Below are 24643 nucleotides of genomic sequence, written 5' to 3'. Positions count from 1 at the left end.
GGGAATATTATTATGGCACTAAATGTCGAAACCGGCGCCGGCCTGGCGAATGCCGAGAGCTACATCTCGGTCGCGGACGCGACGACTTACCACGCGAACCTCGGCAACTCCGCATGGGCGGCGCTGGCGTCCGACACCGTGCGCGAGCAGCTCTTGCGCCAAGCGACCGAGTACATGGTTGGCCAGTACCGCGACAACTGGAAGGGTCAGCGCACGAGCGCCACGCAGGCGCTGGACTGGCCGCGCTACAACGTGCAACTTCCCGATGTCGGCATTGGCCGATATCCCGCCTACGTCCAGCCCAACGTCGTCCCGGTCGAGGTGGCGAACGCCTGCGCCGTTCTGGCGCTGCAAGCCATCAGCGGCCCGCTGGCGCCGAACCTGGAACGCACCATCAAGCAGGACACGGTCGGCCCGCTGACGACAATCTACGCTGATGGGGCTCCAGAGCGGCCGCGCTACACGGCCGTCGACAACATGCTGAAGGTGTACTTGGCCGGATCGGGCACGTCGGGAAGGTTGGTACGCGGATGAGCGCCAGCCCGAACATGCACCGCGAGGCCTTCAACCTTCTGTGCGAAGACCTGATCTACCAAGGCATGTCGCGTGCGGTCTGGTCCAGTTTGGTCTTTCCGGATTGTGTGGTCAAGGTGGAAGATCGCCGGGGCTATTTCCAAAACGTCGTTGAATGGGAAACCTGGCAGCGCGTCAAGGATACACCGATGGCGCGATGGTTTGCCCCCTGCCGGTGGATCAGCCCAAACGGGGCAATTCTGGTAATGGAGCGCACGCGCGCGGCCGGCGATGCCCAATATCCCGAAAAGATGCCGGCCTTCCTGTGTGACTTCAAGCGTCGCAATTATGGAATGCTGGGCGCCGATCTGGTTTGCCACGACTACGGGACGAATATGTTGTTCGAGAACGGCATGACGAAACGCATGGTTGGCGCCAACTGGAGTGACGGTGCATGAGCGACTACGCCACCAAAGCCAAGAATGCCGACGCGACGTTCCGCCGCAGCGGCCAGCTGCTGACACTGACCTACAAGCAGCCCGGCACCTACGTCGGCGGCGCGCAGATTCCGGGTGTGCCCATCGTGAAACAGGCCTGGGGAATCGAAACCGGCGTCACCGCGCGCGACCTTGGCGTGGGCGTCATCAACGGCACGCTGATCAAGTCCGGTGACCGCAAGATCATGATGTCCGCGCTGGATAGCGCCGGCGCAGCATTGCCACAGATGAAGAACGAGGACCTGGTGCTGGCCGGCGGCGTGACCTACTCGGTCAAGAACGTCGACAAGGTGGCGCCCGGCGGCGTGGTCGTCATGTGGCAGCTGGTCGGCCGCGTCTGATGGGCACGTTTGCGCTGCAGATTCGCGCATGGGTGGACAAGACCAAGGGCGATCTGGACACCGCTGTGCGCTACTGTGCGATGGCGGTCGACGGAAAGCTGATGTACCGCTCACCGGTTGGCGACCCGACAAAATGGAAGGTGAACCCCAATAAGCCGAAGGTCTTCGGCAAGTTCAGCGCCGTAGGACCAAAGGCGAACTGGCAGATGGGCTTCATGAGCGGAGGAGCGTCAACATACCGCACATCCGGTGCCGGCTATGTTGGCGGGCGCTTTCGTGGCGCGTGGATGGTTTCCATTGGCACGCCAGATAATTCCGTCGGCACTGCACTGGACACGGAGGGCAGAGCAACACTGGAGGCCCACAAGGTGATCATCGCCGCGGCAAAGGCTGGCGATGTTATCCATTTCCGCAACAACATGCCCTATGCGGATCGCCTGGAAAAGGGGTGGTCCCAACAGGCTCCTCTTGGCATGGTCGCGTTGACCGTGGTCGAGTGGCAAACGATCGTCGATAACGTCGTCAACGGCATACGCGCCGGCACCAGTGCAGCAGAATTCGCGCAAGGCTTCGAGACCTATTCCCTATGAGTATTCCAAATATCCGCAACGCGTTGGAGCAGGCGCTGGCCAGCATCTCGCCGGCGATCGACATCGTGCACGAGAACGGCGAGCGGTACGAGCCTCAGGAAGGCGTGCCGTACTGCGAGGCCTACCTGATGCTGGCCGAGCCGAGCAACCCAACGGTTGGCGAGCACTTCTACCAGGAGAGAGGCATTCTGCAGGTCAACCTGCAATACCCACCTCTGGCGGGCACCTTGGCATGTGCTCAGCAGGCTGAGTTGATCCGGGCGCTCTTCAAGCGCGGGGCTGCCTTCACCGACGGCGGCGTAACCGTGCAGATCGACCGTACCGCCGAGATCGGCGCTGGCGATCAAGTTGAAGGGCGCTGGAAGCAGATCGTCAGGGTCCGCTGGCACGCCGACATCTTTACCTCATAAATCACCGAAGCCGCCGCAAGGCGGTTTTTTCATTCCGGCTCGCCATGTGCGGGCCTTTTTCATTTCTGAAAGGCTTCACATGTCCGCTACTGCAAATGGCATCAACACCCTGCTGGTGATCGGCAAGCAATCCGCCGAGGGCACTAAGGCCCTGGTCGGCAGCGGCCAACTCTACCCACGCGTGACCGCGTCGTTCGACACCGACGCCGACAAATACTCGTCCAACGAGATCGACCCGAGTCAACAGCAGGGCGACACCCGCCTGGGTAACTTCCGCACCAGTGGTGATATCAAGGGCGAGGCCTCCTGCGGCTCCTACGCGATCCTGATGGCTGCGCTGATGCGCCGCGACTTCACCGCCGGCGGAGTCACCACCGCGCAGGTCACCATCTCCTCGGCGGCTGGCGGCTTCGTTCGCTCGGCGGGCTCCTGGTTGTCCGATGGTCACCGCGCCGGCACAGTGGTGCGCGCCGCCGGCTTTGCAACCACCGGCGTGCCGAACAACGCGAAGAACTTCTTCGTCACCAGCGTCACCGCGCTGAACCTGAACGGCCAGTTCCTGGACGGCTCGACCTGCGCCGTGAAGGCGGCCGGCGACACCGTGACCATCACCGCCACCGGCAAGCGCACCTATACGCCGCTGACCGGCCACACCACCGACTGGTTCACCGCTGAAATCCAGAGCCCTGACATCACTGTTTTCCGCAGCTTCGTCGACCAGCTGGTGAGCAAGATGGACATGGCCGTGCAGCCGAACGGCATGACCAGCTGCGACTTCACCTTCATGGGCAAGCGCGAAGACCCAACCCTCGGCGCCGCCTACTTCACCTCCCCGGCGGCCACGCCTAGCACCGGTAAGTTCTCCGGGGCCACGGCCATGCTGTCGGTCGCTGGCGTTCCCTCGCTGATCTGCACCGGCATGTCCGTCTCGATGGATGGCCAGGTGAAAATCGACCCGGTCATCGGTTCGAAGTTCGCCACTGCGGCATCGCGCGGCAAGGTCGTTGGCACCGGTCAGTTCACCGTCCTGATGCAGGACAGCACCTACCTCGACTACTTCAAGGCCGAGACCGAAGTATCGCTGGCCTACGCCATGGCCGCGAGCAATGCGGCGCTCGCCGATGTCATGACGCTGGCCGCTGGTCGCATCAAGATCACTTCGGCCAAGGTCGACGACGGCGAGAAGAACAAGATCGTCACCTGCCAGTTCGACATCTTGCGCTACAAGGGCAGCGACCTGCAGCACGAGCTGACCACCCTGGCGATCCAAGACACCACTCTGTAATCCGGCCGTTCGGCCACCACTCACGGCGCAAGCCATCCCCAGCACCGACCGGTCGCTGTCGCCTTCGCGGGCGCGGCGGCCGGCACGGGCACATATTTCCCCGCGAAAGGTACTACCCATGAACGCTGCTCAAACCATCGCCGCTGTCGGCTTCGATATCCTGAACTTGACCACTCCTGTTGATCTGGCCGCGCCGGTCACTTTCGACGTGAACGTGCTGTTCAACGACGACGGCGACGCGATCGCCAGCCTGGTCATCGTCGGCAAGAATAGCCCCGAATACCAGGCCGAAAGCCATGCCCTGCGCGCCGAGGGTCACAAGCGCGCGGCGAAGCGCCAAACCGCCATCGATGCCAAGACCGACGAGGGTGCTGTGAAGCTGGTCGACCTGATCGACGGCAATCAAGAGCGCCTGGCGCTGGCCGTTGTTGTGGGCTGGAAGGGCTTCACCAGCGCCGGCGTCGAAGTGCCGTTCGATAAGGCGCTCGTAAAACAGGGCTTCGCCAAGTATCCAACCTGGGTTGATCTGATCTCCGCCGCGCTGGCTGTGGACGCAAATTTTATGAAGCTCTCGTCGCCAACCTCCTTGCCTTCGCCAAACACCAGTTCGAACGAATAAGCAAGGCCGCCGACGGCAACGCAGTCGGTGATCACGTTGATGCCGCTAAGCGTCACCCGCTCTACAAGGCGGATGACGCGCCGGCGGCGCCTGAGGTGCCGCTGGAGCTTGAATACCTCTGGCTGCTGTTCCTCAAGCTCAGCCGCAAGAGGCAGAACGGTATGGGGCCAAACCCCATCACCAGCGAGGAAGTTCTCGCCTGGTGCACCCGCCAGCAGGTCGTGCTCACCCCATCCGAACACACGGTCATCGACCAAATCGATGACCTGTTCCTGTCGCAACAATACAAGAAGGAAAAGTGATGCCTGATATCGCCTCAATCGGACTCGGCATGGATTCGCGGCCTGTTGTGGAAGGCACTAAGGCACTTGATGCCCTTGGTGCGTCCGCAACAGCTGTAGAGCCGAAGATCGATAAGGTCGCCAAGGCGGCGGATGGAATGAGCGAGGCGAGCGCCAAGGTCTGGCGTTACGGCACCGATGCGGCTAAGGCGGTTGAGGCGCTGGGCGCGGCGAGTGCGCGCACCGGAGAGCGCACCCAGGCCACCAATGGCCAGATGTCCGACACGGCCAAGATCATGCAAGCCCAGGCCACCGAGGCGCGCGCAGCAGCCCAGGCCAACGTCGCGCTGGGGGCCTCCTCTCAGCAGATGACCATCGGCTCCCAGCTCTTCATCGAGAAGCTACGCGAGCAGGCCGCCACAGTGGGCATGAGCCGCTCGCAGCTGGCCGCCTATCAAGCGGCGCAGCTGGGCGTCTCGCGGGAGGCTGAGGCCTCCGTGGCAAAGCTGAAGGCCTACGAGGAAGCGATCAAAGGGGCGGCCGATGCTAAAGCTCAGGCGGCGAAGCAGACCAACGTACTGACCGACGCCATCAAGATCCTGGCGGCTGGCTACGGCGCACTGAAGCTGACCGAATACATCAAGGACGCCGCGCTGCTGGCCGCGCGTTACGAGACGCTGGGCATCGTGTCGACCGTCGTCGGCAAGAACGCTGGCTACACCAAGACGCAGATGGACACGGCCACCGACGCCATCGCGCGTCAAGGCATCACCATGATCGAGTCGCGCCAGTCGGCAATCAAGCTGGTGCAGGCACACGTCGACCTGACCAATGCGACCGGCCTGGCCCGAATCGCGCAGGATGCCGCGGTGATCGGCAACATCAATTCGTCCGAGGCCTTCGACCGCCTGGTCAACGGCGTCGCTCGCGGCAACACCCTGATCCTGCGCAACATCGGCATCAACGTGAACCTGCAGGCGGCGTATCAGCAGATGGCGGCCGAGCTTGGCAAGAGCACGAAAGAGCTGACCGAGAACGAGCGGGTGCAGGCGCGCCTGAACGCCGTGCTCGAACGCGGGACCGACATCGCCGGCACCTACGAGGCCTCGATGGACACGGCCGGCAAGCAGCTGAAGTCCATGCAGCGCTACACCGAGGACCTGAAGACCGTCATCGGCGAGACCTTCACCGAGGTGCTGACCATCGGCGTCATGGCGCTGACCGACCACCTCAAGGACGCGAACAAGGAAGTCAACGAGCTCTCAAAGAATCAGCAACTGCACGAGTGGGGCCGCTCCTTGGCTGACGTGTTCATCTGGGTTGCGAACAAAGTCGGCAATGCCACGACACTGCTGCAGCAAGCATCGGCATGGGCTGACCACAAGTCCGCGCGCGATGACATCGACTCGAAGTACAAAGGCCTGGCTAACGACAACGCCAAGAACTCCAGTTTCTGGGATATCGGCTTCTCCGATTCCGGGAAGCGCCTGGCTGCCGCAAAGGCCGCCGAAATGGCGGAGGAGAACGTCGCTTACGTGACCCAGCAGGCAAAGCTTGCCGGGCAATACGACGCCTTCGCAAAGGCGGGCGCCGAGCGCGAAACCGTGATGACGGCCAAGCACAAGGCCGAGGCAGACGCACGCCTGAAGGTCGATACCGATTATGCGGAGAAGTCGCGTGCGGTGCAGGTTGCATACGCCGGGTACAGCCTGAAAATCCAACAGGATGCCCAGATGGCGCTGGCCAAGTCCGTGTACGTCGGCACTCCAACGTTCCGTGATACCGAAGGCCGTGAGCCGAAGGCAAAGGTCAATCAGGTCGAGAGTACCGAGTTGGCGGACCGGCTCGCCCGCATCCAGGACCTGGTCGGCGCCGAGAAGCAGATGTACGACACCATGTCGAAGATGGACGACATGTTCCATGCCGCCGGAAAGATGGGTGACGCCGAGTATTACCAGAACAAGCGCGACTACGCGGCCGCCGCGGCGAAGGACCAGATCGACGGCTACACCAAGCAGATCGCTGACCTGCGGGCGTACCACAACGCGACCGCTGCTGAGGCGGCGAAGCATGCCAAGCAGATCAACGACATCGAGGCGAAGCGCGCGGCCGCCGGCGTGAATGCGCAGGATGAGCAGAACCTCCTGACCGCCAAGGAATCCCTGCGCCTGGATGCGATTGCATCCGCATCCGAGGATGCCACAAATAAATACCTCGCCGGCCTGGATCAAGAGGCTAAAAAACTGGAAGAGTCGAACGCCGCGCACGAAACATCGAAGGGTGCCGTCGAGCGCGAGAACATCGCCCGCCTGGATGCTGCCATCGCGGCCCAGCAGCAGTTCATGGCCGAGCAGGTGCTGTTCGGCGCCACCGACGCCGAGTTGGCGCAGGCGCCAGTCATCCTGAAATATCTGGAGGACGTGCGCGCCGCGCGTGCGCGCATTGCCGCAGGCATGGATCAGCAGCAGGCCGGCCAGTTCAAGGACAAGATGGCCGACCAGGCGATCAAGGATTGGCAGCGCGCTGGCCAGAGCATCGCCGATAGCCTGACGTCCGCCTTCGGCGCCGGCGGCAAGGCACTGGGCGGCATGTTCCAGGCATATGCCAAGGGCATGGAAGGGCAGCTGCGCGCGCAGAAGGACCTGGCCCTCGCCAAGAAGCAGGCCGATGACGATCCGGCAAAGATCGAGGCGATCAACCGCGCCCAGCTGGCCGGTGCCCAATCGCAGATCCAAGGCTACGCCGGCATGACGTCCGCTGCCCAGGGATTCTTCGCTGAGGGCTCGCGCGGCTACCAGGCCATGCACGCAGCGACCGTGGCGTTGCAGGGCGCCGAGATTGCGCTCAGCCTGATCAAAGGCGTCAACGCGGTGCTGACGCAGGGTGAGGGTGATCCCTACTCGGCGTTCGTTCGCATGGCCGCCATGGCCGCCATCGTGACTGGCCTGGGCGTTGCGCTCAGCGGCGGTGGTGGCGGTGGTGGCGGGCAGTCGGCCGCCGACGTCCAGAAAGCACAAGGCACCGGTTCGGTGTTCGGCGACAGCTCCGCGAAGTCGGACTCGGTGCGCCATTCGATCGAGCAGATGTCGGCGAATACCGACCTGCTGGTCCCGATCAACCAGGGCATGCTGACGTCGCTCAAGGCGATCGAGGCGTCGATGGTTGGCCTGACCAACCTGGTGGTGCGCACGCCGGGCGTCACCGACGGCACCAACATGGGCATCCAGACCGGCACAATCGGCAAGTCGACTGGGGCATCCATCGCCGCCGGCGCGCAGGTTGGCTCGATGATCGGCGGTTATATCGCTGGCCCCGTAGGCATGATGGTCGGCGCCATCGGTGGGGCAATCGTCGGCGGCCTCAAAAGCATCTGGGGCAAGACGACTCAGAACATTGTTGATTCCGGCCTTCAGTATGGCGGCAGTGTGCGTAGTCTCCAGGACGGGAAGGGCTTCGACCAGTACGCCAGCGTGGATACCACGAAGTCGAGCTTCTTTGGCCTGTCGAAGAGCACCAGCAACTCCGTGCAGACCCAGGGCTTGAATGATGAGCTGTCGAAGCAATTTGGCCTGATCTTCACGAACCTGGACAAGTCCCTGCAGGCCGCATCGGTGGCACTGGGCGGCTCGGCCGCCGACGTGACCAAGGTGCTGGACGGCCTGACGCTGGAAAGCACCAAGGTCTCGCTCAAGGGGCTGACCGGCACGGCGCTGACCGATGCGCTGAACTCGGTCATTTCGAAATCGATGGACGACATCGCGTCGGCCGCCTTCCCGCAGATGGACCAGTTCCGCAAGGTGGGCGAGGGTTATGCCGAGACCGTCATGCGTATCGCCGGCGACTACGCCAAGCTCGACTCGATCCTGGCTGCTACCGGCACGACGTTCGGCCCGGTAGGCATGGCCAGCCTCGCTGCGCGCGAGCACCTGATCGAGCTGGCCGGCGGCATCGACCAGCTGAACAGCCAGACGAACTCGTTCTCGCAGAACTTCCTGTCGAAGGCCGAGCAGCTGGCGCCGGTGCAGAAGTACGTCACCGACCAGCTGGCCGCCATGGGCCTGCAGAGCCTGACCACGCGCGACCAGTTCAAGGACTACGCGCTGGGCCTAGCCAACTCCGGCGCTCTCGCCACCGACGCCGGCGCGCAGCAGTACGCCTCGCTGATGGCTCTGTCTGAAGCCTTCGCCAAGACCCATGCCGCCACGGTCGACCTGACTAAGTCGGAGCAGGAAGTTGCTGACGAGCGCACCGACCTGCAGAACAAGCTCGACGATCTGACGATGTCGCAGGCGCAGTTGGCGGAGAAAGCTGAGAAGGCGATTTCATCCCACAACCTGGCGCTATACCAGCAGGTACAGGCTGCCGAATTGCTGGAGAAGAAACGCGCGATGGAAATCACGCTCATGGAGCTGACGGGCGACAAGGCTGGCGCGCTGGCGGCGAACCGCGCAACTGAACTCGCCGGCATGTCGGCGGCGTTGCGTCCGACGCAAGAGCTGATCTACGCCCAGCAGGATTTGGCCGCGGCAACACAGGAAACGGCCACCATCCTCGGCCTACAAGCTCAAATGTACGCTGCCAACGGCGACAAAGTCAGCGCGGCAGCGGTTCTGGAACAGCAGCATGCAGCATCGCTGGTTGGCCTCACTCCGGCGGTGGCGGCCGCAACGCAGGCCACCTGGGCTGCGCAGGCTGCTGAGAAGGCGAAAAAGGATGCTCTGGACGAGTCGAACGCGATCCTCGGATTGCAAGCCCAGTTGCTTGCATCCACCGGTGATAAGGCCGGCGCCGCCGCAGTGCTGGAGCAGCAACACATCAACGCCTTGACCGGCCTGACACCCGCCGTCGCTCAAGCCACCAAGGAACTGTGGGCAGCGCAGGCGGCCGAGAAATTCCATGCGGACGCCATGGCAAATCGTTCGGCGGTACTCACGCAGCAGGCCGCCTACTACACGACCATCAACGACAAGGCCAGCCTGGCCCGCGTCACCGAAGATCAGCGCACCGCGTCGCTTGTCGGTCAGACCGCCGAGGTTGCGAACTGGACGCGCATGGCATGGGCTGCAGCGGATGCCGAGAAGGCGCGCACCAACGCGCTGGCGGAATCGAACGCGATATTGCAGCTGCAGGCGCAAACTGCCGCCGCAACCGGTGACCAGGCTGCCGCGGCTGCGGTTCTTGAGCAGCAACATACCAATGCCATGATTGGCTTGTCGCCGGCCGTAGCGGATGCTACTCGGACGATGTGGGCCGCCGAGCAGGCTGCGAAGGCCAAGGCCAGTGTTGATAGCTTGACCGTCGAACTCCTCAACGCTCAAGGGTTGTCGCAGGAGGCTGTCAACCTGCAGCGCCGGGCGGAGATTGCCGCCCTCTCGGACACTGAGCGCGCGCTCAAGGAGTCCACTTATGCGGCGATCGACAAGGCCAAGACGGGCAGCCTGCAAGTTCAGCTTCTGCAAGCGCAGGGCAATGATGCGGCGGCCACCGTCCTTCAGCGTCAACAAGCGCTTGCCGCACTCGGCGTTCAGGATCGCGCCCTTCAGCAGGCAATTTACGACGCGCAAGACAAGCATGTAGCTGACCAACAGGCCGCTCAGGTTGCTGCGGCCATGGCTCAGGCCCAGCAGCAGGCGGCCGAGGAGTCGAAGCGCGCTGCCGAGGCGCTGAAATCCGCATGGCAGGGCCTGACCGATTCGATCACCGATGAGGTGAAGCGTATCCGCGGCCTGATCGATGGTGGTGGTGAGCAGTCCTACGCCAGTTCGCAGGCGGCATTTGCCATCGCGACGGGGCAGGCGCGCTCCGGCGATCAGGACGCGGCGAAGTTGCTGCCAAGCCTGTCGAAAGCGATGCTCGACCTGGCGGAAGCCAACGCCGTGACGTCGTTCGATCTGCGCCTGGCGCGCGCGCAGGCAGCAGCAAGCCTGACGCAGACCAACAGCATCATTGCCGCGCAGTTCGGCTTGAAGGTGCCGAGCTTCGACGTCGGCACCGACTACATAAGCCAGACAGGCCTGGCCCTTGTGCATCAGGGCGAATCGATCACGCCTGCTGCGTCCAACCGTCCGTACACGCAATCGAACGCCGGCGGCGGCAACGCCGAACTGGTGGCCGAGATTCGCGCGCTGCGTGCGGAAGTGGCTGCACTTCGCAGCGACAACTCGACATGGAGTGCGCCTATGGGGCGCGACATGAAGCGCGTGGCTGACACGCTGGAAATTGTCACCGATGGCGGCAACGCCATGCGCACGAAAGAGGAGGCGTAATGCCAGTTGAATCGGACTTTCGCATCATCCGCCCGCTGTCGATGACGGATGCACTGCTGAGCAGCAGCACTGTCCCGGAGATCAAGGAGGTGGAATGGAGTAGCGGTTCCACGTATGGCCTTGGTGATGTGCGGGGCGTCTCCGGCGCAAACAACTCTCAGCAGGTATATCAGTCGCTGGCGGCAGCCAATACAAACCATGCACCAGCCAGCTCGCCGGCATGGTGGAAGCCCATGGGTCTGGTGTATGGGACCTACTCTTCGGGCGCCACCTACGCGCTGGGCGACATCGTTACCGTGATCACAGCAAACTCCCATCTGCTGTACCAGTCGGTGATCGCCGCCAACGTCGGAAATCCTGTGTCGGACGTGACGAAGTGGACGGTTGTTGGCGCGACCAACCGCTGGCTCATGTTCGATAAATCGGTGCAGAGCCAGACGGTTGCTCCACGGAGCATTACCCAGGTCATCACGCCGGGGGCGCTCGTCAACACCATCACGCTCCTCAATATCACCGGCGCCAGCGCCACCGTTTCCCAGGCGGTGAGCGGGTACAGCAAAACAAAGCGGTTGCTGAGCCATGACGTGCTGAACTGGTACGACTGGTACTACGAGGATCTGACCCAGCTGACAGACGTGGTTTTCGATGACGTCCCACCATACCCGGACAGCGCGCTCACCATCACCGTGGACAACGGCACCGTCGATGCGGGCCTGGGCTGCTGCTTCATCGGCAAGAGCCGAACCATTGGCAGCACGCAGTGGGAACTCACCGGTGGCGTCCTCAGCTATTCCACCAGCAAGGAGGAGTTGGGCGTCATCACGATGGTCAAGCGCGCAAACGCAAAGCGCCTGAATTTCGAAGTCCGAATCAATCTTGGCTTCGAGGACGAGGCATACAGGCTGCTCACGCAATACACCGACGTGGAGATCGTGATCATCGCGACGTCTTCCTACGCCATGGGCTTGGCCTACGGCTTCCTGGGGCAATGGAGCGTCCCTATTTCCAACAGCGGAAAAACCGCACCAATCGAATTCCGGGCCCTCACATGACGATTACGCAAGTTATTACCCCGCTCCCGGCTAATCCGGATCCGGCTGTCGATGGCGCAGAGCAGTTCAGCATCAAGGCTGCTGCGAGCGTGCTCGCCCAGAAGGCCATGGTGCCCGAGCTGAACACGATGACCGCGCAGATGAATACGACCGCCAGCCAGGTCACTACTGACGCTGCCACGGCTACGGCCCTGGCGGCTGCGGCGGCCGCATCGGCCATGGATGCAGCTTCCGCTGCGACTGCTGCTGCCAATGCCTCCAACGCGATCAAGTGGGTGAGCGGCACCACGTACGCCGATGGCGACGTGGTCTGGTCTCCGCTATCATCGGGCCGGTTTGGCTACCGCCGCATCGGCGCTGGCGCGGGCACGACTGACCCGAGCCTCGACCCGACGCACTGGGCTCTGCAGCTATACCCCCTCGGCCTGGGTGGCGCAACAATCACAGGCAGCATCTCTTTGGTCAGCACATCAGCCGCAGCCATCAAGCTGGCCGCCACTCTCCCTGGCCAATACGTCCAACTGCCCGTCGCCACCACCTGCGTAAAGGCTGCCCTGCAGTTTGTGTGTGACAACACCACTGGAGAGTTCTACCACGGTATCCAGGACGGCGCCGGCAATGTGCTTGGTTGGGTACGGCCCGGCACCACGGCGGTGTTCGGCCTGGCCGATAACACCACCTCAGCCGGCGTGTGGATTATGACCGGGATCAGCAAAGTGGGCGTCACCGCCATGCTCGATGTCCCGTCGTGGATTACTGGCAATAATATTGCCCGCCTGGCGGTCGACGCGAACCGCACCATGCTTATGGTATTCCTCAGCGGCGGGCCTACGTACGTTGTGGTCTACGACGCGTCCTCCCAGAGCTGGGGTAGCCCAGTGTTCCTTGGCAACGTGAGTAACGGCTGTGCAAGGATGGCGCTTTCCACTGCCAATCAGGTGCTGGTGGCATATGCAAACGCCAGCACGCTGTACTCACTGACCCTGACAATTTCTGGTGTCGGAGTTACGCCCAATACCGCCGGTCTGAATTCGGTGGCCACCTCCAGTAATATTGTCGATATGAGCGCGCTGCGCGGCGTCGGAGCTTCTTGGGTTCTCGGGTATGTGCTGTCTACCGGCAGCGCCACAGGGGCGCGCACCATCTCTCTATCCGGGACGGCGCCCACCATCGGTGCCGAGTCAGCGCTCAGCGGAACGGCTACGGCACCAAGGGTCTTTGCGACTGGCAGTGTGGCCCGCATCGTCAGCGCCGGCACTAGTGGCCTCTACTGCCAGCCCTTCACCATCTCCGGCTCGAGCATGGCGCCTGGAGCTGCTGCCTCTACAGCAGCCACGGCTGCGGATTGTGTCGCCTTCATGAATGGCAGCGGTAATATCGTTGTTTTCTACATTAACACTACATCGTACGGAGCGATCTTCAAGTTGACGTCTACGACCGAGGCGGTCAGCTCGGTCAATTTGAACTCCTCCACAATGGGGACGTTTGGGTCTCTAGATTACGTCGAGCTGTCGACGACCAAAGTGGCGTATCTGACGCAAGCCTCATTCTCCGGCATAGCGGGGACTGTCACAGATACGGCGGGAACTATAAGCACCGGCACGCCGCTCACCGTGGCCGAAACGATAGGGGCCATTGGCGCGTTGGCGCCTGTCGGCACGGTCGCCCGCTTCTCGGTAACATCAGCAACCCTGAAGAGCTGCCAGTTGCGTTTTGACTGCTCCAGCTCCTCGCCAGCGCTACTGGCTTCCCCCGCATCCGGAGTGGATATGGGGGACGTTGGACTTCGCCCGAGGGACGGCTCTCGCAGCTGGCAATTACTCACGGCCGGAGCTACGTCTCTCGTGCTACCCGGCAGCACCTCCTCACCGATTGCGGTCTACACCCCGAACGGCATCCGGTCGCTTCCCGCGCTTGATGTGCTGGCACACGTTGGCGTGCCAGGCGCGGCCAACGAGGCGTGGGTATCAACGCAGACCGCAATCGGAACATCCATCCGTCGAATCGAGTCCGCCGCATGAAGACCCTGAAAACAGCCAATGGCCAGTTCGGCCCATTCCGATCTGCCGTAGCCATGAGCGACCGCTACCACTGCGATGGCATCGACTACTTCTTCTCGGTCGTCGGCGCCCCTGGCACTTCCACGATCGATGAAGGCACTCCCGACCCGATCCCGGTGCCGCCAGTAGTACCCGCCGTCATCCCGATGCTCAACGCCCGCACCCAGCTGTACTTGGCTGGCTGGCTCACTCCCTGGGAGGATCTGCTGGCCGCGATGACCGGCCCTGACGGTGATCTGGCGCGCATCAAATGGGCCACCGCCCAGACCGTGCGTCGCGACGATCCTCTCGTGTTGTTCGCCATCGCGGCGCTTAACAAGACGGACGCCGAGGCCGATGCGCTGTTCATCGCCGCCGCGGCGATCCCATAAATCACACCCACCAAGCCCGCGCACGGGCAACACGTCGAAAGGGCGCTATGCCAGATCCAAATCAAGACGCGCTTATCGAGGCCCGAATCAGCATCGCCACATTGGAGGCTGAAGTCAGCCACCTGACCGCCGGCATGATCGACCTCAAAGCCAGCCAGGCAGCGATGGGCGCGAAGCTGGACGCGGTCCTGGCCCAGTTGTCCGAAGCGAAGGGCGGCTGGAAGACCCTGATGCTGGTGGGCGGTGCCGCCTCATCCATTGGCGCCGGCCTGACCTGGCTCCTGAACCACATACCGAAAGGCTAAAAATGCAACTCGTAGAAAACTGGCAGGCCATCCTGAAGAAGGCGTGGAGCTTGAAGTTCACGGCCGCCGCCGCCATCCTCGGCGGCGCAGAAGTAGTCGTCGGCCAGATTCAGCCGGCCGGCATCCCGAACGGCATCTTCGCCGGCATCGCCATGCTGGTGTCGATTGGCGCATTCGCATCGCGCCTGCTGGCGCAACAGGAGATCCATGATGACCCGGCCAAGTAACCGCAGTCTGGCCGCGATCATCGGCAGCGTGGCGGCGGCCGGCGTGCTGGCGCTGACGCCACTCTTCGAAGGCACGGTCACGAAGACCTACCGCGACCAGGGCGGCGTGCTGACCTACTGCACCGGCGCCACCGAGGATGCACAGTGGGGCCGCACCTACACGCCTGAGCAGTGCAAGGCGCAGCTGGACCGCGACCTGGCGCGCCATGCCGAGGGCATGATGGCGTGCATCCATGTTCCGATGGCCGACGGCCAGAAGATCGCCTACACCGACGTGACCTACAACATCGGAGTGACGGCGTTCTGCGGATCGAGCATGGCGCGGCGCACGAACGCGGGCGACGCCGGCGGCGGCTGCGAGGCGTTGATGGCGTGGAACAAGATCGGCATCACTGAGAATCGCGGCCTGACTCGCCGGCGCGCCGCGGAGCGCGACATCTGCTTGCGGGGCCTGGAGTGAGCGCCCTCGGAGACCTGGCCGGCGCCGCCGGCGGCGCAGTCACGGGCGGCCTGTGGAAGGTCGGCGCCATCGTCCTGGCCGTGCTACTGCTGACCACGGCCGGCGGCCTGGGCTTCGAGTGGTGGCTGGCGGCCCACGATCGCGACATCGCGCGCGCCGACCTGAAGACAGAGCGGGGCGTCAGCGCCGGGTTGCGCGTCGCAATCGGCACCCAGAACACGGCGGTCCTGGCGCAGGCCACGCTGGCGCGCGAGGCGGAGGCGCGCGGCGAGGCTGCTCAGAAGTTGGCCGCGGCAAATGGCCGGCGCTTCGATGGCGCACTGGCCAGCTTGGCTGGCACCCGCGCCGCGACCTGCACCGAGGCCATGCCGGCCGTCAACCAGCTGCTGAAGGATATCAAATGAAAAAGCTGATCCTGGTGCTGGCCTTGGCCGGCTGCGGCAGCGCGCCGCCGGCGCCGGCGCCGCAGATCGTCAACGTGCCGGTCTACACCCCGTGCGTGAAGGAATCGCCGGCTCGGCCGGACTTCGAATTCGGTGCGCTGTCGCTCGATGCCACCGACGGCGACAAGGTCCTGGCGCTGGCCCGCGACTGGCCGCGCGGCCGGAAGTACGAGGGGGAACTGGAAGCGGCGCTGGCCGGTTGCCTGTAGGCTGAGCAACGGTCGCGCCTCGTTGAATATACAGTTGTAAGTCATTGATTTTCACTGTCATATACAGTTGTTCATGGTGGGTGTTGTATAATGCTGCCTTTCCGCCTAACGGCATGATTTTATTCAGAAAAGTCCATATTTAACATGCTAAGTACAGCAAACATCACCATGCAATTCGGCGCCAAGCCGCTGTTCGAAAACATTTCCGTCAAATTCGGCGATGGCAACCGCTATGGCCTGATCGGCGCCAACGGTTGCGGCAAGTCCACCTTCATGAAAATCCTGGGCGGCGACCTGGAGCCGTCGGGCGGCAACGTGATGCTGGATACGAACGAGCGCCTGGGCAAGCTGCGCCAGGACCAGTTCGCGTACGAAGACATGCGCGTGCTCGACGTGGTGATGATGGGCCACACCGAAATGTGGGCGGCGATGCAGGAACGCGACGCCATCTACGCCAATCCGGAAGCCACCGACGACGACTACATGAAGGCCGCCGAGCTGGAAGGCAAAGTCTCCGAGTACGACGGCTACACCGCCGAATCGCGCGCGGGCGAGCTGCTGCTGGGCGCCGGCGTGGCGATCGACCTGCACAAGGGGCCGATGAGCAATGTGTCGCCGGGCTGGAAACTGCGCGTGCTGCTGGCGCAGGCGCTGTTCTCGAATCCGGACATCCTGTTGCTTGACGAACCGACCAACAACCTGGACATCAATACGATCCGTTGGCTGGAAGACGTGCTCAACGAGCGCAATTCGACCATGATCATCATTTCCCACGATCGCCACTTCCTCAACCAGGTCTGCACCCACGTGGCCGACATGGACTACGGCACCTTGAAGATCTATCCGGGCAATTACGACGAGTACATGTTCGCCTCGACCCAGGCCCGCAACCAGCAACTGGCCAACAACGCCAAGGCCAAGGACAAAGTCGCCGAGCTGCAGGACTTCGTACGCCGCTTCGCCGCCAACAAGTCCAAGGCCCGCCAGGCCACCTCGCGCGCCAAGCAGATCGAGAAGATCAAGGTCGACGACATCAAGCCATCGTCGCGCGCCTATCCGTTCGTGCGTTTCGACGGCGAGAAGAAGCTGCACCGCCTGGCCGTCGAGGTCGATTCGATCTCCAAGAAATACGACCGCCAGCTGTTCAACAACTTCAGCATCATGGTGGAAGCGGGCGAACGCATCGCCATCATCGGCGCCAACGGCGCCGGCAAGACCACGCTGCTGCGTTGCATCGGCGGCGACGACATCGCCCACCTGCACGCCGACCACGGCATGGTCAAGTGGGCCGAGAACGCCAACGTCGGCTACATGCCGCAGGACCCGACCGAAGAGTTCGCCAAGGACACCACGCTGACCGACTGGATGGGCGACTGGACCCAGGAAGGCGACGACGACCAGGCCGTGCGCTCCATCCTGGGCCGCCTGCTGTTCGGCGGCGACGAGGTGAAGAAATCGGTCAAGGTGCTGTCCGGCGGCGAGAAGGGCCGCATGATGTACGGCAAGCTGATGCTGGGCCGCCACAACGTGCTGCTGCTCGATGAGCCGACCAACCACATGGACATGGAATCGATCGAGTCGCTGAACATCGCGCTGGAAAAATACGCCGGCACGCTGATCTTCGTCTCGCACGATCGCGAATTCGTGTCGTCGCTGGCCAACCGCATCATCGAGATCAAGGAAAACGAGATCATCGATTTCCGCGGCAACTATGAAGACTACCTGACCAGCCAGGGCATCGATTAAGCCTGGCCCCGAAACTAAGAATCCCGCCGCCAGCGGGATTCTTTGCAATGTGCGATAGTTATTGCCTCACGTTTTACGCTCACTGAACACCATGCAAACCATAGAGATCAAATCCGTCGAGTACGAGCATCCACAAGACGGCGCCAGCTGCACCGCCCACGCCTGGGCGCGCACGCCGGCGACGCCATCCGCCGAACAACGCATCGCCCTCAAGGAGCGCATCAAGCGCTTGCTGATCGAAAAGCAGGCGGTGCTCGTTTCCCACTATTATGTCGACGCCGACCTGCAAGACCTGGCGGAAGAAACCGGCGGCTGCGTCTCCGATTCGCTGGAGATGGCGCGCTTCGGCCGCGACCATCCGGCCAAGACGCTGGTGGTGGCCGGCGTGCGCTTCATGGGCGAGACCGCCAAGATCCTCAGCCCGGAAAAGCGCATCCTGATGCCGGACCTGGACGCCACCTGTTCGCTCGACCTGGGCTGCCCGGTCGATGAATTCACCGCCTTTTGCGATGCCCATCCGGACCGCACCGTCGTCGTGTACGCCAACACCAGCGCCGCCGTCAAGGCGCGCGCCGACTGGATGGTGACCTCGTCGATCGGCCTGGACATCGTCAAGCACCTGCACGAGCAGGGCAAGAAAATTTTGTGGGCGCCGGACAAGCACCTGGGCTCCTACATCCAGAAACAGACCGGCGCCGACATGCTGCTGTGGCAAGGCTCCTGCCTGGTGCACGACGAATTCAAGGGCATCGAACTGGAACTGCTGAAGGCCGACTATCCGAACGCCAAGGTGCTGGTGCACCCCGAATCGCCGGCCAATGTGGTGGCGCTGGCGGACGTGGTCGGCTCGACCACGCAGATCATCAACGCCGCCGTCGAGTCCGACGCCGATACCTTCATCGTCGCCACCGACAACGGCATCCTGCACAAGATGCGCGCCGCCGCGCCGGGCAAGCGTTTCATCGAAGCGCCGACCGCCGGCAACAGCGCCAGCTGCAAGAGCTGCGCGCATTGCCCATGGATGGCGATGAACGGCCTGCAAAACCTGGCCGACGTGCTGGAGAATATGGACAACAGCTCCGCCAACGAGATCCACGTCGATCCGGAGATCGGCAAGCAGGCGGTGACGTCCATCAACCGCATGCTCGATTTCGCGGCGGCCAAGAAGGCCAGGGTGCAGCCAGGCGCTGACCTGGCGAAAGAAGCTAAACTGTTTTCGGGAATCGGTCCGGCATGAGTACCTTAGTCAACACCTTTGCACCTTTCGATGACGCTTTGCGGACGGCCTTCGAGGCCAATATGCTGGCGGCTCTGCTGGAAGACGTGGGCAGCGGCGACCTGACCGGCCTGCTGGTGCCGGTCGGCGGCCGCGCCACCGCGCGCGTGATCGTGCGCGAGGATGCGGTGCTGTGCGGCGCGCCCTGGTTCGAAGGCATCATGAACTGCATGCAGGCGGGCATCGAGATCGACTGGCAATACGCTGAAGGCGATCTGATGAAGGCCGACAGCCTGGTCTGCACCATCCAGGGCCCGGCACGCGCACTGCTGACGGCCGAGCGCGCCGCGCTGAATTTCCTGCAGCTGCTGTCGGGCGTCGCGAGCGCCACCCGCAAGTATGTCGACGTCATCGCCGGCACCCGCGCGGCCATCCTCGATACCCGCAAGACCATGCCTGGCCTGCGTCTGGCGCAGAAGTACGCGGTGCGCGTGGGTGGCGGACAGAACCAGAGACTGGCGCTGTATGACGGCATCCTGATCAAGGAAAACCATATCGCGGCGGCCGGCGGCATCACCGCGGCGGTGCTGGCGGCCAAGCGCCTGGACAAGGGCGTGTCGATCCAGGTCGAAGTGGAAAGCATCGCCGAGCTGGAGGAGGCGCTGGCGGCCGACGCCACCTCCATTCTGCTCGACAACTTCAGCCTCGACATGATGCGCGACGCGGTGCGGCTCAACGCCGGCCGCGCCTTGCTGGAAGCTTCCGGCGGCATCAACTTCGATACCGTGCGCGCCATCGCCGAGACCGGCGTGGACCGTATTTCGATCGGCAGCCTGACCAAGGATGTGCGCGCAACGGATTACTCCTTGCGCATCGTCGGCTAAGGCGTCAGCCGGCCAGCTTGCGCATCAGCGCTTCCACCGGCCCGCGCTGGAAATGGCGCGACCACCACCAGGCACAGGCGCTGGCGGCCACGCAGAACAGCAGCGCGGCCGTTACCGCCGTCGCCACGCCCTGGCCGCTGAGCAGGCCCAGGGCTTCCAAGGTTCCCATACCCAGCAGCACGTGCGCGATGTACAGCGTCAACGTCTGGCGGCCCGCCGGCGTGGCCAGCTGCAACACCCGCTTGCGCTGCAGCCAGGCTGCGCTGCGCAGGCACAGGCCGATCACCAGCACGGCGCCGCCGGAACTGGCCAGCAGATATAAAGGCATGGGCGGTATCGGCTTGGTCGTCAGCAGCTCGGACAGCCCGGGCAGGGCGGCGCGCAGCAGCAGGCTGATACTTTCCGCCGCCAGCAGCGTGGCGCCGCCCCAGGCGATCATCCGGTGCTGGATCGCGCGCCGGCCCAACGGCAGCCGGCCGAGCAGCATTCCCAGCAGCAGAAAGCCCAGCCACGGCAACACCGGATGCCAGCCGTTGAACAGCAGGTTGCGGCCGAAGCCGGTTGGCGTCCAGAAGCCACTGTAAGTGTAGCTGTGCCAATCCCAGCCCGCGCTGTAATTCTGCGTCAACACCAGCCCGGCGAACAGCAGGTCCATGGCGAGGATGCAGGCCGCCAGCGCCTGCCACGACAGCCTCAGCAGCAATGCGCCAAACAGGAAATAGAAGGCGTAGTAGTGCAGGATGTCCGCTTCGAACAGCAGCATGTTGCACAAGCCCAGCACCAGCAGGAAGACGGCGCGGCGCAGCGTGACGGCGACGGTTTGGGCATGGTCGTTGCCGGCGGCGGCGATGCCCAGGCCTATGCCGGCCAGCACAACAAAGCAGGCGGCGGCCCGGCCTTCCAGCGCGCCGGTGAGCACGGCCAGCAGGCTGTCGCCCTCCTTGATACCCATCGCCATGCGAAAGTTGACGATCACCATGCCGACAAAGGCAAGGAATCGGGCCAGGTCCAGCCCTTCAAGACGTTGTTTCTGATGTTGCATGTGGTTTCCTCATCTGGTTTGAAGTATGATGAACGAACGTTCGTTCATGGTATGAGGTCCTTATGGCAGAGTCAAGAAAGCAATTGATCGTGGAGGCCGCCTGCGCCTGTTTTCTGCGCAAGGGCTACCACCAGACCGGTGTGCGCGATATCGCCGCGGAGGCGGGCATCAGCCTGGGCAATCTCTACAATCACTTTTCGGGCAAGGAGGCGGTGCTGGCCGAGATCGCCGCGCTGGAGGCGGGCGACTTGGCGCCATTCATCGCCCACCTGCAGGCGGAGGGCGATCCGGCCGCAGCCTTGACGCGCTTCGCCGGCGCCTACCTCGACTTTGCGGGGCGGCCCGAGAATGCGTTGATGACGCTGGAGCTGGTCGCCGAGGCGGTGCGGAACCCGGCCATCGCGGCGACGTTTGCCGGCAATCGGCAAGGCTTGCTGGCGGCGCTGGTGGGTTTGCTGGAGCAGGGTGGGGACAGCGGCCGGCTGCGCCGATGCGCCTTTCCGGCGGAGACCGCGAACGTGATACTGGATCTGGTGGAAGGCCAGGCGCTGAGGGCGGTACTGGGCGAGGTGGCGCAAACGGCGCCTGCGCGCGCGGAATTATTGGATTTTATCGCTCATGCGCTGCAAGTGGCATGAAAAATTTGCATGCAAATATGTAAAAATTTACCATTATGAATTCCTTAAATGCAATATAATCTGCCTTGTCATTTTTATAGCATTAATTAAAGGAGTAGGTGGATGAAAAAACAATTATTGGCGGCGGTGGTGGCAATGGTGGGTCTGACGGGCATGGCGCACGCGGATGGGTTCTACAATGGCGGTTTCGAGGCCGGCACCACGGGCGGCTGGACCACCGGCGGCGGCTATCGCGCCGGCACCAACAACAGCATGCAGCCTTCGCAATTCCTGCCAGGTGGCAACCTGAACGGTGACAATGGCAGCCGCGGCGCTGTGGTCGGCAGCAGCTATGTCGATCCCAACCTGGGCTCACTGCTGGGTTCGACCGTGTACAACGGCAACTATTCATACCGCGCCGAAGACACCACCAGCGGCGGCTATGCGACCGCGATCAGTCAAAAAGTCAGCAACTACACCGACGCAAACATCTACTTCGCCTGGAAAGCCGTGCTGGAAAACGGCGGCCACCAGGAATATGAATCGGCGCTGATGAAGCTGACCCTGACCGACGACACCACCGGCCAGTTGCTGATCAGCCGTAGCTACAACGCCGGCTTCAGCGGTTCGGGCGTGGACAGCCGCTTCGCCAAAGAAGGCAATCTGTTCTACACGCCAAGCTGGCAAGTGGAGCAACTGAGCATCGACCAGTCGCTGTCCGGCCACAGCTTCACGCTGTCGCTGCTGGCCGCCGATTGCCAGCCAACCGGCCACACCGGCTATGCCTATCTGGATGGCTTCGGCGCCGTGACGCCGTCAGTGCCTGAGCCTACCACCTACGGCATGCTGCTGGCTGGCCTGGGCCTGCTGGGCTATATGGCGCGTCGCAAGAAATCGGCTTAATCCGGTTGAGGGCGCCGGCGGCCGATGCCGGCCGGCGCTAGGTGTTGATACTTTTCCGCATTTTTGCCAGCGGCACCTTGATGTCGTCCGGCAGTGTAATCTCGAACCGCTCCACCATCGCAAAGCCGCAGGCCAGGTACAAGGGCACGCCCGGCATAGTGGCGGCCAGTTCCAGCGTGCGGAAACCGGCGGCGCCCGCCGCCTCGGTGCAATGGCTCAGCAGCAGCCGGCCCAAGCCTTGCCGGGCCGCTGACGGCTCGACGAAGAAGGCGCGGATGCGCGCCGCTTCCGTGGCCGGATCGAGCAGCGGATCGGCGCCTTGCTTGGTGCGGTCGGCGCCGAACAGCGTGCTGCGCTTGCTCCAGCCGCCGCAGGCCACCAGCTCCCCATGCTTTTCAATCAAAAAATAAGTTTGATCGGCGACCAGTTGCGTATCGACGCCGAACACGTGGCGGGTGATCGCCACAGCCTGCTCCGGGCTGTAGAAGCCGTCGCTCAGCGCTATGCCGGAACGGGCGATCAGTGCTTCCATCGCGGGGATGTCGGCCGCCAGGGCTGCGCGCACGGTGATCACGCCCGCCCCTTACTTGCGGCGCGCCGGCGTCAGGATGCTCGGCAGCGCTTTCGGCAGCGTCTCGGGGTAGTCGCGGCTGAAATGCAGGCCGCGGCTTTCGTGCCGCTGCAGGGCGCTGTTGACGATCAGGTTGGCCACGTCGACCAGGTTGCGCAGCTCCAGCAAGTCGTGCGTGATGCGGAAGTTGCGGTAGTACTCGTCGATTTCTTCCTTCAGCAGCGCGATACGGTGCTGGGCCCGCTCCAGGCGCTTGGTGGTGCGCACGATGCCGACATAATTCCACATGAAGCGGCGCAGCTCGTCCCAGTTGTGGGAGATGACCACTTCCTCGTCGGCGTCGGTGACGCGGCTTTCGTCCCAGTCCGGCAGGTAGGGCACTTCGCCTTTTTCCTTGGCCGCGATGTCGGTGGCGCAGGCGCGGCCGATGACCACGCATTCCAGCAGCGAATTGCTGGCCAGGCGGTTGGCGCCGTGCAGGCCGGTGCAGGCGGTTTCGCCCACCGCGTACAGGCCGGGCAGGTCGGTGCGGCCGTGCAGGTCGGTGACCACGCCGCCGCAGGTGTAGTGCGCGGCCGGCACGATAGGGATCGGCTGCCTGGTGATGTCGATGCCCAGTTCCAGGCAACGCGCGTAGATGGTCGGGAAGTGCTCGATCAGGAACTCGGCCGGTTTGTGGCTGATGTCCAGGTGCACATAGTCGAGGCCGCGTTTCTTGATCTCGAAGTCGATGGCGCGCGCCACCACGTCGCGCGGCGCCAGTTCGGCGCGTTCGTCGTGGGCCAGCATGAAGCGCTTGCCGGCGGCGGCGCCCGCTTCCGGCGGCAGCTTGAGCAGGCCGCCTTCGCCGCGGATCGCCTCGGTGATCAGGAAGGACTTGGCGTAGGGATGGTACAGGCAGGTCGGATGGAACTGGATGAATTCCATGTTCGACACGCGGCAGCCGGCGCGCCAGGCCATGGCGATGCCGTCGCCGCTGGCGGTGTCGGGATTGGTGGTGTACAGATAGACCTTGCCGGCGCCGCCGGTGGCCATCACCGTGTGCTCGGCGGCGAAGGTCAGCACCTGGCCGGTCTTCTCGTCCTGCACGTACAGGCCGTAGCACTTGGGCTGGGCGTTGGCCTTCTTGAGCGGGTGCAGCTTGTCCGAGGTGATCAGGTCGATCGCGCAATGGTGCTCGAACAGCGTGATGTTCGGATGGGCGCGGACCTTTTCCTCCAGCGTGACCTGCACCGCGTGGCCGGTGGCGTCGGCCGCGTGGATGATGCGGCGCTGGCTGTGGCCGCCTTCGCGGGTCAGGTGGAAACCCAGTTCGGCCGAGTCGTCCTTGGTGAAGGGCACGCCTTGTTCGATCAGCCATTCGATCGCCTCGCGGCCGTGCTCGACGATGTAGCGCGTGGCGCTCTCGTCGCACAGGCCGCCGCCGGCGACCAGGGTGTCGTCGATGTGCTGGGTGTGGCTGTCGCCGGAATCGAGCACGGCGGCAATGCCGCCCTGGGCCCAGTTGCTGGCGCCATCCTTCAGCGCACGTTTGGAAATGATCGCGACTGTGCGCGTTTCGGCCAGGTGGAGGGCGACCGACAGGCCGGCCAATCCGCTGCCGACAATTGCAACATCAAATTTCATGATTACGTTTGGATGCGGTTGAGAACCATGACTATAGACCATTTGTCATGAACGCGTCATATCCGGCTGATTTTCCGGGTTTTTAGGCCGGAACCGACCAGCCAATTGT

General features: G+C 63.3%; 25 protein-coding genes. 22 read left to right on the top strand and 3 right to left on the bottom strand.

Annotated features, from left to right (window positions below; translation table 11 throughout):
- Positions 1-12 precede the first annotated feature (12 nt).
- From KVP70_RS13220 to nadC, 20 genes are all read left to right on the top strand, one after another.
- Complete coding sequence (locus KVP70_RS13220; protein ID WP_217942693.1) at positions 13-534, top strand: DnaT-like ssDNA-binding protein; 522 nt, start codon at positions 13-15, stop codon at positions 532-534.
- Positions 531-971, top strand: coding sequence for a hypothetical protein (locus tag KVP70_RS13215; protein WP_217942692.1), 441 nt, complete (start codon positions 531-533; stop codon positions 969-971). Before KVP70_RS13220 ends, KVP70_RS13215 begins: the two co-directional genes overlap by 4 nt.
- Positions 968-1351, top strand: coding sequence for a hypothetical protein (locus tag KVP70_RS13210; protein WP_217942691.1), 384 nt, complete (start codon positions 968-970; stop codon positions 1349-1351). The genes KVP70_RS13215 and KVP70_RS13210 overlap by 4 nt, the downstream gene beginning before the upstream one ends.
- Complete coding sequence (locus KVP70_RS13205) at positions 1351-1941, top strand: hypothetical protein (protein WP_217942690.1); 591 nt, start codon at positions 1351-1353, stop codon at positions 1939-1941. Before KVP70_RS13210 ends, KVP70_RS13205 begins: the two co-directional genes overlap by 1 nt.
- Positions 1938-2351 carry a phage tail terminator-like protein gene (locus KVP70_RS13200; RefSeq protein WP_217942689.1) on the top strand — a complete coding sequence of 138 codons (414 nt, stop codon included), beginning with the start codon at positions 1938-1940 and terminating at the stop codon, positions 2349-2351. The genes KVP70_RS13205 and KVP70_RS13200 overlap by 4 nt, the downstream gene beginning before the upstream one ends.
- A 79-nt stretch (positions 2352-2430) precedes the next feature.
- A complete protein-coding gene (locus tag KVP70_RS13195) occupies positions 2431-3636 on the top strand; it encodes a phage tail tube protein (RefSeq protein WP_217942688.1) in 1206 nt (401 codons plus the stop codon).
- A 118-nt stretch (positions 3637-3754) separates the two neighbouring features.
- Positions 3755-4255: a hypothetical protein gene (locus KVP70_RS13190; protein WP_217942687.1), complete on the top strand. Its 501-nt coding sequence runs from the start codon at positions 3755-3757 to the stop codon at positions 4253-4255.
- Entirely contained in the window at positions 4252-4557 is a 306-nt protein-coding gene (locus KVP70_RS13185; RefSeq protein ID WP_439897411.1) for a phage tail assembly chaperone, read from the top strand. The genes KVP70_RS13190 and KVP70_RS13185 overlap by 4 nt, the downstream gene beginning before the upstream one ends.
- The gene (locus KVP70_RS13180; RefSeq protein WP_217942685.1) at positions 4557-10802 is read left to right on the top strand and encodes a hypothetical protein; all 6246 of its coding nucleotides are present in this window, start codon (positions 4557-4559) and stop codon (positions 10800-10802) included. Before KVP70_RS13185 ends, KVP70_RS13180 begins: the two co-directional genes overlap by 1 nt.
- Positions 10802-11854: a hypothetical protein gene (locus tag KVP70_RS13175; protein WP_217942684.1), complete on the top strand. Its 1053-nt coding sequence runs from the start codon at positions 10802-10804 to the stop codon at positions 11852-11854. Before KVP70_RS13180 ends, KVP70_RS13175 begins: the two co-directional genes overlap by 1 nt.
- Positions 11851-13875, top strand: coding sequence for a hypothetical protein (locus KVP70_RS13170; protein ID WP_217942683.1), 2025 nt, complete (start codon positions 11851-11853; stop codon positions 13873-13875). Before KVP70_RS13175 ends, KVP70_RS13170 begins: the two co-directional genes overlap by 4 nt.
- Entirely contained in the window at positions 13872-14285 is a 414-nt protein-coding gene (locus KVP70_RS13165; RefSeq protein ID WP_217942682.1) for a hypothetical protein, read from the top strand. The genes KVP70_RS13170 and KVP70_RS13165 overlap by 4 nt, the downstream gene beginning before the upstream one ends.
- A gap of 47 nt (positions 14286-14332) precedes the next feature.
- On the top strand, positions 14333-14590 hold the full coding sequence (locus KVP70_RS13160) for a hypothetical protein (RefSeq protein WP_217942681.1): 258 nt from the start codon (positions 14333-14335) through the stop codon (positions 14588-14590).
- A 2-nt stretch (positions 14591-14592) separates the two neighbouring features.
- Positions 14593-14817 (top strand): DUF7940 domain-containing protein, encoded by a 225-nt coding sequence (locus KVP70_RS13155; RefSeq protein WP_217942680.1) that lies wholly within the window; start codon positions 14593-14595, stop codon positions 14815-14817.
- Entirely contained in the window at positions 14798-15277 is a 480-nt protein-coding gene (locus KVP70_RS13150; protein WP_217942679.1) for a lysozyme, read from the top strand. The genes KVP70_RS13155 and KVP70_RS13150 overlap by 20 nt, the downstream gene beginning before the upstream one ends.
- Positions 15274-15681: a hypothetical protein gene (locus KVP70_RS13145; protein WP_217942678.1), complete on the top strand. Its 408-nt coding sequence runs from the start codon at positions 15274-15276 to the stop codon at positions 15679-15681. The genes KVP70_RS13150 and KVP70_RS13145 overlap by 4 nt, the downstream gene beginning before the upstream one ends.
- Positions 15678-15929: a hypothetical protein gene (locus KVP70_RS13140; protein ID WP_217942677.1), complete on the top strand. Its 252-nt coding sequence runs from the start codon at positions 15678-15680 to the stop codon at positions 15927-15929. The genes KVP70_RS13145 and KVP70_RS13140 overlap by 4 nt, the downstream gene beginning before the upstream one ends.
- A 144-nt stretch (positions 15930-16073) precedes the next feature.
- Entirely contained in the window at positions 16074-17675 is a 1602-nt protein-coding gene (locus tag KVP70_RS13135) for an ABC-F family ATPase (protein WP_217942676.1), read from the top strand.
- A 91-nt stretch (positions 17676-17766) separates the two neighbouring features.
- A complete protein-coding gene (gene nadA, locus KVP70_RS13130; RefSeq protein WP_217942675.1) occupies positions 17767-18912 on the top strand; it encodes a quinolinate synthase NadA in 1146 nt (381 codons plus the stop codon).
- On the top strand, positions 18909-19775 hold the full coding sequence (gene nadC, locus KVP70_RS13125; protein ID WP_217942674.1) for a carboxylating nicotinate-nucleotide diphosphorylase: 867 nt from the start codon (positions 18909-18911) through the stop codon (positions 19773-19775). The genes nadA and nadC overlap by 4 nt, the downstream gene beginning before the upstream one ends.
- A 4-nt stretch (positions 19776-19779) precedes the next feature.
- Here nadC and KVP70_RS13120 read toward each other — a convergent pair whose 3' ends face one another.
- Positions 19780-20817 (bottom strand): DUF418 domain-containing protein, encoded by a 1038-nt coding sequence (locus tag KVP70_RS13120; RefSeq protein ID WP_217942673.1) that lies wholly within the window; start codon positions 20815-20817, stop codon positions 19780-19782.
- A gap of 62 nt (positions 20818-20879) precedes the next feature.
- Between KVP70_RS13120 and KVP70_RS13115 the strand changes: the two genes are divergently transcribed.
- Entirely contained in the window at positions 20880-21455 is a 576-nt protein-coding gene (locus KVP70_RS13115) for a TetR/AcrR family transcriptional regulator (protein WP_217942672.1), read from the top strand.
- 102 nt (positions 21456-21557) lie between these two features.
- Positions 21558-22337: a PEP-CTERM sorting domain-containing protein gene (locus KVP70_RS34245; RefSeq protein WP_229224793.1), complete on the top strand. Its 780-nt coding sequence runs from the start codon at positions 21558-21560 to the stop codon at positions 22335-22337.
- A gap of 37 nt (positions 22338-22374) precedes the next feature.
- Here KVP70_RS34245 and KVP70_RS13105 read toward each other — a convergent pair whose 3' ends face one another.
- Complete coding sequence (locus KVP70_RS13105; RefSeq protein ID WP_217942671.1) at positions 22375-22911, bottom strand: GNAT family N-acetyltransferase; 537 nt, start codon at positions 22909-22911, stop codon at positions 22375-22377.
- 9 nt (positions 22912-22920) lie between these two features.
- Entirely contained in the window at positions 22921-24534 is a 1614-nt protein-coding gene (gene nadB / locus KVP70_RS13100) for an L-aspartate oxidase (protein ID WP_217942670.1), read from the bottom strand.
- Between the last annotated feature and the right edge of the window lie 109 nt (positions 24535-24643).

This window comes from Duganella violaceipulchra (genome assembly GCF_019166075.1).
GTDB lineage: Bacteria > Pseudomonadota > Gammaproteobacteria > Burkholderiales > Burkholderiaceae_D > Rugamonas > Rugamonas violaceipulchra.
This window is presented reverse-complemented; position numbering and strand designations above follow the sequence as displayed.